General features: G+C 39.2%; 10 protein-coding genes and 1 pseudogene. All 11 read left to right on the top strand.

What is annotated here, in order from left to right; translation table 11 throughout:
* Positions 1 to 289 precede the first annotated feature (289 nt).
* Positions 290 to 1,495, top strand: coding sequence for a site-specific integrase (locus CJ305_RS08865; RefSeq protein WP_099645918.1), 1,206 nt, complete (start codon positions 290 to 292; stop codon positions 1,493 to 1,495).
* Positions 1,496 to 1,587: 92 nt separating this feature from the next.
* Positions 1,588 to 2,142 carry a hypothetical protein gene (locus CJ305_RS19620; protein ID WP_223248843.1) on the top strand — a complete coding sequence of 185 codons (555 nt, stop codon included), beginning with the start codon at positions 1,588 to 1,590 and terminating at the stop codon, positions 2,140 to 2,142.
* A 36-nt stretch (positions 2,143 to 2,178) separates the two neighbouring features.
* Positions 2,179 to 2,493, top strand: a complete 315-nt coding sequence (locus CJ305_RS19615; protein ID WP_223248842.1) for a hypothetical protein — start codon at positions 2,179 to 2,181, stop codon at positions 2,491 to 2,493.
* 3 nt (positions 2,494 to 2,496) lie between these two features.
* The gene (locus tag CJ305_RS08855) at positions 2,497 to 3,273 is read left to right on the top strand and encodes a hypothetical protein (RefSeq protein ID WP_099645917.1); all 777 of its coding nucleotides are present in this window, start codon (positions 2,497 to 2,499) and stop codon (positions 3,271 to 3,273) included.
* A 134-nt stretch (positions 3,274 to 3,407) separates the two neighbouring features.
* Positions 3,408 to 3,980, top strand: coding sequence for a hypothetical protein (locus tag CJ305_RS08850; RefSeq protein ID WP_223248841.1), 573 nt, complete (start codon positions 3,408 to 3,410; stop codon positions 3,978 to 3,980).
* 67 nt (positions 3,981 to 4,047) lie between these two features.
* Complete coding sequence (locus tag CJ305_RS08845; RefSeq protein WP_099645915.1) at positions 4,048 to 5,283, top strand: SEC-C metal-binding domain-containing protein; 1,236 nt, start codon at positions 4,048 to 4,050, stop codon at positions 5,281 to 5,283.
* A gap of 10 nt (positions 5,284 to 5,293) precedes the next feature.
* A complete protein-coding gene (locus CJ305_RS08840; protein WP_223248840.1) occupies positions 5,294 to 5,656 on the top strand; it encodes a DUF6660 family protein in 363 nt (120 codons plus the stop codon).
* 124 nt (positions 5,657 to 5,780) lie between these two features.
* Positions 5,781 to 10,124: a CusA/CzcA family heavy metal efflux RND transporter gene (locus tag CJ305_RS08835; RefSeq protein ID WP_099645914.1), complete on the top strand. Its 4,344-nt coding sequence runs from the start codon at positions 5,781 to 5,783 to the stop codon at positions 10,122 to 10,124.
* Complete coding sequence (locus tag CJ305_RS08830) at positions 10,124 to 11,323, top strand: efflux RND transporter periplasmic adaptor subunit (RefSeq protein ID WP_099645913.1); 1,200 nt, start codon at positions 10,124 to 10,126, stop codon at positions 11,321 to 11,323. Before CJ305_RS08835 ends, CJ305_RS08830 begins: the two co-directional genes overlap by 1 nt.
* Before the next feature lie 4 nt (positions 11,324 to 11,327).
* A complete protein-coding gene (locus tag CJ305_RS08825) occupies positions 11,328 to 11,963 on the top strand; it encodes a cation diffusion facilitator family transporter (RefSeq protein WP_099645912.1) in 636 nt (211 codons plus the stop codon).
* Positions 11,963 to 12,146 (top strand): annotated as a pseudogene (locus CJ305_RS08820) (transcriptional repressor); the annotation flags it as partial. The gene CJ305_RS08825 and the pseudogene CJ305_RS08820, both read left to right, overlap by 1 nt.

Below are 12,146 nucleotides of genomic sequence, written 5' to 3'. Positions count from 1 at the left end.
CCCGAAGTCTCGGGGAATCAGAGACCACACTCAAAACTCTATAAAATAAAAAAACCTTCAGCGATAACTGAAGGTTTTTTTGTAGTAGCGGGAACTGGACTCGAACCAGTGACCTTCGGGTTATGAGTTTTTGATACTATAATATCAATTTAACTTAAAAACACTATAAATCAATGTTTTATATATGATTTAATATATTTTGACAGCAAATAACATCAAACAAAACTAACAAATGTTGTACCTATGTTGTACCTAAAATGATTATCTTTATAATCCAAAAGTAATTATTATGGCAACAGTAAGAGTGGTTTTAAGAAAAAAGAAAAATAAAGCCGGAAGGTTTCCTATTGCTATTCGCATAACTAAAGACCGTAAAAGTTCTTACCTAAATACAGGTCAATATATAGATGAAAAATTTTGGGACGAGAAAAACCGCAATGTTAGGAAGTCGCACCCTAATTCAAAGATGCTGAATAATTTTATTTCAACCAAGGTTGCAGAAGCCAACGATAAGGTTTTAAAATCTGAAATGAATCCAGAGTATCAAACCGTATCGGATATAAAAACTAAAATTATTGCTACAAAGGGACTTGATTTTTTTGCAGTAGCAGAAATGCACCTTCAAAACTTAAAAAACAGAAATAAACATCACCAGTATGACACTGAACTTGGGCGAATAAAAAAGTTCAAGGAATTTCTTAATAAGGATATTCTTCCATTTAATAAACTTAATGCAACGGTTCTTAAAAAGTTTGAAACCTTTCTACTTCACAAGAAAAAACTTGCACCCAGAACTGTCGTGAATTATTTAATCCTTATCAGAACGATATTCAATCTTGCAATTTCTGAATCGATTGCAGACAGAGGACTATACCCATTTGGAAAAGGTAAAATGACAATCAGAATTCCAGATGCTCAAAAAATAGGATTTAGCGCTGATGAAATACAAAAGTTAGAGAATGCAGAGGGTTTAACTGAAGCCCAACAGAAAGCCGTTCACATATGGCTTGTCAGTTTTTACTTTGCTGGAATACGCGTTGGCGATGTTTTAAAATTAAAGTGGTCAGATTTTAATGATGGGCGCCTACTCTACCGAATGAACAAAAACAGTAAACTGGTTTCACTCAAAATTCCTGATAAAGCCATCGAGATTTTCAATCATTACAAGGAAAACTCAAATTATAATGGCCTCGTGTTTCCTCAACTGAAAGGTATAAATCTAAATAACACCGAGGAAGTATCAAAAAGAACCCAATCCATTACCCGCAATTTGAACAGACGATTAAAAATTGCAGCAAAAAGCCTCGGAATACAGAAAAATATAAGTATGCATATTGCTCGGCATAGCTTTGGAAATATTTCTGGTGACAAAATCCCAATCCAGATGTTGCAAAAATTATATCGCCACTCTTCTGTAACTACAACGATAAGATACCAAGCAAATTTTATCCACAAAGATGCCGATGATGCTTTGGACAGTGTAGTAAATTTTTAAGCAAAATGTTTGCCAGCTGTGAACATCTTCCATAATAATTTTAACATTTTAGGATTTCATTCCTCTACCTTTATAAGCTAAAATTTTTGCTTATGGTTTTAAAGGTCAAATGGATAGATTTCAAAAGTCGAATCGATAAATACATATCTGAGGGCGAAGTTTTGGTTGAAAAATATAAATCTTCAAGAACTGAAGAAGAATTTGCCGAGTTAAAAGCTTCAAAGCAGTCTTGGGAAAATAATGTGATAGAATTTGTTAAAAAATCCTTTGAACCAGAACACATTAATTTCGTTTATGAATTCAAAGCCCAGAGAGGCTATAATCTGGGAATGAAGTTAGGCATTGACCAAAAAATTAAAAATGTCATCCAAGCTCTAAAAGATGAAATCAATGGCCTCGAATATTACCTAAAAATACTCTTCATTTCTGATGCTATAATTCGTGCCGATGAAATTGATTTAGAAGAGCGAAAAACCCTTGATACGGAAGGCAAGCTCGACTTTATTCTTTCCAAACTTTACGACCTGTATGACGATAGAAAGTACCATTCCATTAAATGGATTCTTGAAGGCAATGGTATTGAACTGTGCGGCCATAGTGAAGATTGGGACTTTGGAAGAATGCTTGAAAACCGAAATCTAATATAATGTCTTAATGGTAAGGACGTCAATGCAAAACTCACATTGGAAGGAAAATATGCCATAGAGCAGGCAAGAAAAGCCCAAGTTACAGACTACTCAAAAATTAGTAGTTCTGACGAAGAGCTGAAAGCACTTATAGAAAGTGTTCTAAAAGAAGTCAAGAAATTGGGGATGGGTCAACAAATCATCTTTGATGAATTTGATGAGCTGAGGGATGATATTCCAAAGCTGAGTAAAAAATCTTTCGGTCAACTATTAAAATCCAAGTTGTACGATTTGGTAACTGCCAAAGCCTTAGATAAAGCATTAGCCAGCGAGATATTCAAAGAATTTACGAATCAGGTATTGCCATTTTAATCTATGAAGTTATTTGCAAGATTCAGGAACAAACTCAAAAAACTATTTCAGAAAAATAAACAACCTGAATATGAGGTAACGCAATTTATGTTTTCGGACAGACAGCGCATTGATGGTAAATCGACTATTTCCTTTTTCGTAAACAATCCTAAGCCAGATGTTAGTGTAACACGAACTTTTGAGAGCGAAGATGAGACCGTTAATTGGCTTATGGACAATAACGATTTTCGAAGAATGTTATTTAAAAACTTATTTCCCGCATCCAATTCTGTAAAATACCATTGCGGTATTAAAGAGCCCATCACAGTACCTAATAAAATGCCTGGCGATATTGATATTCTTCTTTTTGAAGATGGGAAACCAGAAAATACCATCGGTATAGAATGTAAAATTGTAAAGTCAGCATCTTTAGAAGACCAATCGCCTAAAATAAATAAGATAAATAGTGTTCAGAAAAAAGGAAGCAAACAGGCTAATGGATATGCTGAAATTGGATTTAGTCGGGTCTATCTTATGGTCATACTATTGGACGATGGGCGCCATTATAAAAACCCGAATGTAATGTTTAGAAGTACACCGACTGAATGGTTGGATGAACTTTATGGATTTGATTGGGACAGTCAGTTAGATAGTGATATAGGTATCATCTATACACACGTAAATCAATTTACTTCAAACCATATTAATCAGACCAAGGGCTTAGGACTGCGTGTTGAACGTGAAGCTGTAACTAAAGAACAAGACGAAGGTCTAACCGAAAAAATACAAAGCCTTACTTGACACGCGAAGGTACTTGCAGAATATGCGCCAAATTTGGCAAACTAACGTTCGAGCACGTTCCGCCTCAGAGTGCGTTCAACACTGACCCCGTATTTTTTCAGAAATCAGTACATCTTCACGATAAGAAAAGTCCCTTGTATGGAAAGCGCATTCGCAGTAATCAAGGTGCTGGCGGCTATTATCTTTGCAAATCCTGCAACAACTTAACGGGCAGTTACTACGGCGAAAGCTATAAGAAGTTTGCATATATGGGAATGATGGCCCTGACAAATCTAATTTGGGCATCAAAGGTTATAACTTTTGAATACGCCATTCAACCTCTCAACATACTAAAGCAAGTCTTGTCTATGTTTATGTCGATTGATACAAGTGACCAACTTCTAAATTTAGAAAGGCTATCAAAATTTCTATTGGATAAAGATTCCCAGGCACTTCCAGAAAATATAAGGGTTTTTGTATATCATACTGCTACAAAGCAAGTCAGAAATGGTTGGGGAATGGCAAGAACGGAAAAAGGGTTTCACACTCTTGGCGAGATTACCTATCCGCCATTTGGTTTGGTTTATGCTTTAGATTCTGAACCTACCCGTGATGATTTTTTTGAAATTACGGATTTTAAAAATTATGTTTTCAATCAAACTGTTCAGGCGAGATTGACCATACCTTTTTTGACGCCTAAAACATATATACCAGGTGTTTATATATAATTCTGTTCAAATTCATAATCGCAAAAATTGACTACTTTGTACGTGATTAAAACATAACCGATAATAGATGTCAATACCAATAGTACTCGATAAATCAACATTTCAAGGACTCAACTATGAAGATATAATTGAACTTCACAAATATTATATCGTGAATGTTACACCCTTGTTGGTTTCAGAGATTTTGGGCAATCTTGCGAAAGAGGAAGAAGATGATAGAAAACTACCTAAAGACCAAGTTACGGACTTAGCTAAAAAAATGTTTCCGTACAATGCTTATGTAAATATGAATTACAAAGTACTGGTCGAAAAATCTCTAACTGGCGAATTTACAACTGCTGATAACAGACCGTTTTTAGAAGCTAAAAAATCAATAAATACACCTACCAAAAAGGGGATGACTTTTGAGGAAACGGAAGAAGAACTTTCTATAAAACGATGGAAAAAAGGCGAGTTTGACACAATGGATGAAATCATAGCTGATGTATGGCGCACCGAATCCAAAGATGAAAGTGTAGTAAAAACATTCAAAACCAAATTCGACCATCTCAAAGACATTAAAATAAAAGGCCATAAAGCTTCTAATGAAGAAAAGTTTCTTAATCTGAAAGAACGACTGCGCGAACGCCTTTATGTTGAAATTGAACCAATAGACACATTAAACCTCGTAATGGATTATTTTGAGATAAATCCAGATTTGCGCACTACGATTGAATCAAGATGGAAAAATGAATCACATCCGGATTTAAAAAGTATGGCAGACTATGCAATGTATTGTTACGAAATAGTCTGCTTATATTTTATAGGAATCAATAATTCTTTGTTTGGTGAGCGATTGACAAATCTTTTGGATTTAGAATACTTGTTTTATGCACCGTTTGCGAGAGTATTTAGTACTCACGACAAATTTTTAAGAAGGTTGTTTTTTGCTGTTGAGCCAAAAGACACCTTTTTTATCACGTTACCAAATCTAAAAGAGGATTTCAAAAAGTTTAAAGCGTTGAATAAAGATGGTGAGGTATTTGATGAGCCACCCGTTAAAGACTCAGAAACGTATCGAATTTGGGATAGTGTATTTGATATGAGACTTACGCGAAGACTTAAACCTTCAGCCGCCGAACTAAAAAGAAAAGAAGCCGAGTTAGAAGAAATACTAAATATTGCCAAAACTGGTAAAGAAGGAAAATTTGAAGGGGAAGCAGATTTTGTGGTTAAAGAAATGTTTATGTCGCCAGATGACCCTTGCCCTTGTAAAAGTGGTAAAGCTTTCAAAGATTGCCACTTAGCTGAAACTAAAAAATAGGATGAAATAGTTGAGTATAATACTTTGCAACACAGTTGCAGCAAAATTCTGTTATCTTTGTATTGTGAAATTTTTAGCAATCATATTATCCTTTTACTTCTTGGCACTTAATGTTGTGCCTTGCAGCGACTCGGCGAATAACGAAATTGATTCCCAAGTTGTTACAGTAATCGATTTTGATGGCGAACACGACCAGGATTGCGAGTTATGCTCGCCTTTCTGCCAATGTCATTGCTGCCACGTTCACACCATAAATTTTGGGCTTGTTGCTTTTGAAACGCTACAGCCTGCAATTCCAAACGAATTTTTTGCCCATTTTGATAATCTTGGCAAAGATATTCCCCATTCCCTTTTACAGCCACCACAGGTATAATTCAGTTTTCATAGGATAGCTATATCCTGTTTTGACGTGTCTTTATTTTGGATATGTCAAAATAGTGCGTTGCATTTCTGTAATGCGCTCACAGAGACCTTAAACTGAATTAACACCCATATCTATGATTAATAAAATCATTGATTTTTCAATCAATAACAAATTTATTATTGGTCTGCTCACGCTTGCATTAATTGGTGCTGGCATTTACAGTATGACCGAAGTTCCTATTGATGCCGTGCCAGATATTACCAATAATCAGGTACAGGTCATTACACAATCGCCCAATCTGGGAACAGAAGATATCGAGCAATTTGTGACGTATCCCGTCGAGGTGGCTATGAGTAATTTGCCCAATGTCAAGGAAATCCGTTCGGTTTCCCGCTTTGGTCTTTCTGTTGTGACCATTGTATTCGACGATGATGTAGGAACATATTTACCCAGACAGCTTGTTGCAGAAAAACTGACAGAGGTACAGGAACAAATCCCTATGGGTTTTGGCGAACCGGCAATGGGACCCATTTCAACGGGACTGGGCGAAATCTACCAATATACCCTTGAAGTCGATGCTGAGCACCAGGGCGAATATTCTGCAACGGAACTGAGAACGATTCAGGACTGGATAGTCCGCAGACAAATGGCAATGGTTACTGGCGTTGTGGAAGTAAATGCTTTTGGTGGAAATAAAAAACAATACGAAGTAGCCGTTGACCCTGACGAGCTTCGTGCCATCGGAATTACAATATCTGAAGTGTTTTCGGCTTTGGAAAACAATAATCAGAATACGGGCGGTGCCTATATCGAGCGAAATCATCAAGCTAATTTCATCCGTGGCGAAGGACTTGCCAGAACTGTATCGGATATTGAAAATATGGTCGTCAAGACGGTGAATGGTATTCCTATCAAGATTAAAGATGTTGGTAAGGTGAGTATAGGAAGTGCCGTGCGTTACGGTGCGCTGACCAAAGATGGCAAAGGCGAAGCCGTAGGTGGAATGATTTTAATGCTCAAAGGTGCAAATTCAAACGAAGTCATCGAAAACGTAACCCAACGGATGGAACAGATTCAGCAATCCCTTCCGGAAGGTGTGAGTATTAAGCCTTTTCTCGACCGTAGCGAATTGATTGCGGAAACCACCGGAACGGTAACTGGAAACCTTTTGGAAGGTGGCCTTATCGTGATTTTTGTTCTAGTCTTGCTCTTAGGGAATTGGCGCGGTGGTCTAATAGTGGCATCCACCATTCCCCTATCGCTGTTGTTCGCATTTATACTGATGAACGTGTTCGACGTGTGGGCAAACCTGATGAGTTTAGGGGCGATTGATTTCGGTATTATCGTGGATGGTGCTGTCATCATTGTGGAAAGTACTGTTTTCCTAATGTATTCTTATGTTGTTAAAAAGAAGGCCGTGAGTTCTGAAACGAGGGACGAAATCGCTGCAAAGGCTTCTAAAAAGATGATGAATGCCGCTTTCTTTGGCCAGCTCATCATTCTAATTGTTTTCCTGCCAATTTTAGCTTTGGAAGGTGTTGAGGGTAAGATGTTTCAGCCTATGGCATTGACCTTCATCTTTGCTATGGTTGGCGCAATGTTGCTTTGCTTGACTTATGTTCCAATGATTTCGGCATTATTCCTTAGACCACCAAAATCAGAAAAAAAGTCTTACGGTGATAGGTTTGTCCATTGGATTGAAAGAAAATACCAACCGCTGTTGACCAAATCGCTCACTAAAGGGAAGATGGTTATAGGTATCGCCATTGCCCTTTTTGCAGTTGCCATTTTTGCCTTTACCAGAATGGGCGGCGAATTCATCCCACAGCTGGATGAAGGTGATATTGCGTTTCACGCCATCCTAAAACCCGGAAGTTCCCTTTCGGAAACCATAGAGACAACCACAAAAATAGAGCGAATAGTTAAAGCGGAATTTCCAGAAGTAGAAACTATCATCAGCCGAATCGGTGTGGCCGATGTGCCTACCGACCCTATGCCAATGGATATTGCTGATGTATTCGTCATCTTAAAACCAATTGATGAATGGACATCTGCCGAGAGCAAAGACGAATTGGTCGAAAAAATGAAGGAAGCCATAAGCATAGTTCCCGGTGTCAATTATGAATTTACCCAACCCATAGAAATGCGCTTTAATGAATTGCTTACAGGTGTACGTGAAGATGTTGCCATTAAACTTTTTGGGGAAGATTTGGACATTCTGGCAAGCAAGGCGGAAGAAATGGGTAAAATCATTGCGACCGTTCCGGGTGTAGCGGATATGAAAGTAGAGGCAACTGACGGATTACCTCAAATAACCATTGATTACAACCGCAATAAACTGGCACAATACGGTCTGGAAATCAACCAACTCAATAGTGTGGTGCAAGCGGCTTTCGCAGGTGGAAAGGCAGGTGTGATTTTTGAGGGCGAAAAACGGTTCGATTTGGTGGTACGGTTGCAAGAGGAAAATCGGCAGAGTATTGACGATATCCAAAACCTATTTATCAATTTACCCAATGGCTCACAAATACCGTTAAGGGAAATTGCGAATGTGAGCTACGAACCTGGTCCAATGCAAATAAGCAGGGACAATACGAACAGACGAACGTATGTAGGTATCAATATCCGTGACCGTGATGTTAAATCGGTAGTCGAAGAAATTCAGGATAAATTAGATGCTCAATTTGAATTACCACCTGGATATTACATTCGTTATGGTGGGGCTTTTGAAAACCTCGAACGTGCCAGCAATAGGTTACAGACTGTCGTACCCATAGCGTTATTGCTCATATTCATTCTGATTTACTTTGCCTTAAAATCGTTTCCGCAGACCTTAATGATATATCTGGCCATCCCAATGGCGACCATTGGCGGCGTATTCGCACTATGGCTCAGGGATATGCCCTTTAGCATTTCTGCAGGGGTAGGTTTTATTGTGCTTTTTGGGGTAGCTGTTTTGAACGGGTTGGTAATGATAAGCGGTCTGAATGAACTGAAGGAAGAAGGCGTAACAAACTTAAAAGACAGGATTGTGGAAGGCACAAAACGCAGGATACGCCCGATTATGCTTACTGCCTTTACCGATATTCTTGGTTTTTTGCCTATGGCCATTTCAGCATCCGCAGGGGCTGAAGTACAGCGACCATTAGCTACAGTTGTAATTGGTGGATTGCTAACTTCGACGCTCTTAACACTTTTTATCCTTCCTATTTTTTATCAGTGGGTCGAGAAACGTTCGGAACGTAAGATGAAATTCAATCCAAAATTCGTTACGGCAACTGCGGTAATCTGCTTGCTATTCTCATCCTCTTTTGTTGAGGCACAACAGGTGCAGCAGAATGATCCCCTGCCAGTAATATCATTGGAAAAAGCGGTAGCAATTTCTAAGGAAAACTATCCGCTCTTGAAAACGAAACAGTTGGAAATACAAAGGCAAACTGCTCTCAAAGGCACAGCTTACGATTTTGGAAACACTCAAGTGTTTACAGGTGGCGAGGAAATTTCGGATGGTCAGGGGATTTATACATTGGTTGGTTTAGGGCAACAGAATATCAACTTATTCGGCATAGGTGCGAAAAAGCGTCTGCAAAAGCAACGTATCGCTTTGGCCGAAACAGCTCTTGACCTTTCTGAACTTCAAGTAGAACAGGAAGTTAAAAAGGCGTGGTCGCAAGCTTATCAGCAACGGCAGAAATTTGAACTGTACAGAGAGCTGGATTCTATCTATTCACAATTTGAAAAAGCCATTGCGCTTAATTATGAGGTAGAAGCCATTTCAAGGTTGGAATATTCATCAGCGACCAATCAAGCCTTGCAAATCAGTAACAAATTGCAACAGGCTGAAAGCGATTATGCTATTGCCTTACAAAGACTCAACTTATGGCTGGTCTCGGACATTTTTTATACTGTTCCTAAATCGCTTGATGAAAGTGAAGTTGCCGTATTGGGCATACCCACCATAGTAGAAAATCATCCCGAACTTAAACTTTCGCAAAGGCAAATTGATGAAGCTGAGGCAAATTATGATGCAGCTCGTGCTGACTTGCTTCCTAAATTTAATCTTCAGGGCGGACTTCAAAGAGTAAACGGCAATAGTGGGTTTTACAGTTATCAAGCTGGTATTTCCATTCCCTTGTTTTCAGGTACAGAACGTAGTCAAGCGAAGGCCGCGAAAATCGATAGCGAAATCGCAAGGACTAATGCCGATTATACACAACGCCAATTGCAATCCGAATATCATCAGGCCGTACAGTCCTATCAAAAGTGGGAAACATCTTGGCAATTTTACAGGGATAAAGCCTTACCCCTTGCTGAAGAACAACGCAAGGGCGCACTACTTGCCTACAAGGAAGGTGCGGTAGACTATGCAGCATTCACGCAAATCATACGGGATGCCATAAATACAGAAATGGATGCGCTGGACGCGCTCGACAATTATCTAAAATCAGTTTTCGAACTACAATATTTCAAACAATAATGAAAAATCTATCTAAATATACAGTCATCGGTTTATTGGTTATGCTCTTAGGGTTAACCTCTTGTGGTGATTCTAAATCAGAGTCAGCTGAAAACAATGAGGGAAATTCTGTAACAGAAGAAGCCCAAACAGAAGGCGAAGCTGAAGAAGTGATGCTTACTGCCAAACAGTTTGATGCATTACAAATGGAAATCGACACCTTACAAATGCGAAATATGAGCGGGTATGTGGAAGCCAATGGTCAGTTGGAAGTTCCACCACAGAATGAAGCATCCATTACAACAGTGGTGGGTGCAAACGTAGTTTCCATAGAGGTTATCGAGGGTGATAAGGTCAATAAAGGGCAAACAGTCGCTTACCTCTCGCACCCCAATATCATTCAGAAACAAACCGATTACCTAAATGCATACAGTAACAGTCAATTTCTAAAGAAAGAATTTGAACGACAAAAAACCCTCTACGATGCAGGTGTAGGAAGTGGTGCCAATTTTCAAAAGGCAGAAGCCGAATACCAAGCATCCCGAAGTATGGCAAAAGGTCTTGAAGCCCAACTGCAACAGCTAAATGTTAGTGCATCGGGCGTAAGAAACGGAACGATTTACCAACGTGTGGCGCTCAGAAGTCCCATCGAAGGATTTGTACAAAAGGTAGAAGTCAAAACAGGGCAGTATGTAGAACCCCAGACCGACCTAATGGAAATCGTGGACACCCACCACGTTCACGCAGATTTGATGGTCTTTGAAAAAGATGTGTATAAGGTCAAGGAAGGCCAGAAAGTGACTTTCAATGTTCAATCTATTCCTGGGAAGGAACTGACCGCTGAAATCTATTCCGTAGGAAAAACTTTTGAGCAGAATCCCAAAGCAATACACGTTCACGCAGAAATTGAGAACAAGGAAGGTAACCTGATACCCGGAATGTATATCCAAGGGCGCATACAAACAGACAACAGCAAGACATTGGCGATACCCGAAAGCGCTATAGCCGCTGATGGTAACCGGTTTCTTGTGTTTTCGGTTGTAAAGGAAGGTGATGACTGGTCTTTTACACCTAATGAAGTAACAAAAGGGGCTCAAGATGGGGAATGGATTCCCATTGATTTTCTAACAGAACAAAAATCGAATGTCAAATATGCTTTGAATAATGCTTATTATTTAATGGCTGAAATGAAAAAGGGCGAAGCGGAACATAGTCACTAATCCTATGGAAACAAAAAGAAAACAAAATTTAAAAGAAGCACGTACACTTCAAATCTGGAATGTCATCTATGATGTTATAGAGGTAGTCGTATCGCTAATCGCAGGATTTACCGCAAACAGTTCGGCGTTGATAGGCTGGGGACTTGACAGTACCATCGAGGTGATAAGTGCCGGAACATTGGGCTGGCGATTGCACGGCGAAATTAAGGGCATCGATGAGAGGCGTGTAGAGAAAAGAAAAATGATAACGCTCTACGTCATTGCGATATCCTTTGCGCTCATCTGTGCTTTTATATCCTATGATTCCATATCAAAACTGATAAGTCAAGAAACGGCATCTTGGTCAACGGTGGGCATTGTGATACTGATGGTATCATTGGTTGTAAATCCCATTTTGATTTACTACAAACGGAACTATGGAAATAAACTGGATAGTCCCGCTCTGTTAGCGGATGCCAAGGACACTTTTATCTGCCTGTACCAAACCGTGGTAGTTCTATTGGGTCTGCTGCTCGTGAAATGGTTGGGCTGGTGGTGGGCAGACCCTGTCGCGGCATTGTTGATAGTTCCCTACGCGGCAAAAGAAGGCTGGGAAGCCTTTACCAAAGCAAAAAACATAAAAAAGAATCTCAATAAATAATGAAAGAAATAGAAAAAACATTGGAAAACAAAAGTGTGCGTCCTACGGCTATGCGCATTTTGATTTATAAGTATATGGCCGAGAAAGAAATTGCCGTTGCATTAACGGACATTGAGAACGCTTTCGCGAAAGCGGACAGAACTACACTTTACCGAACCTTAAAAACTTTTGAAGAAAAAGGAA

The organism is Leeuwenhoekiella nanhaiensis (assembly GCF_002744755.1).
In the GTDB taxonomy this organism is placed as follows: domain Bacteria; phylum Bacteroidota; class Bacteroidia; order Flavobacteriales; family Flavobacteriaceae; genus Leeuwenhoekiella; species Leeuwenhoekiella nanhaiensis.
Note: the sequence above shows the minus strand (reverse complement) of the source record. Positions and strands in the feature narration are given on the sequence as shown.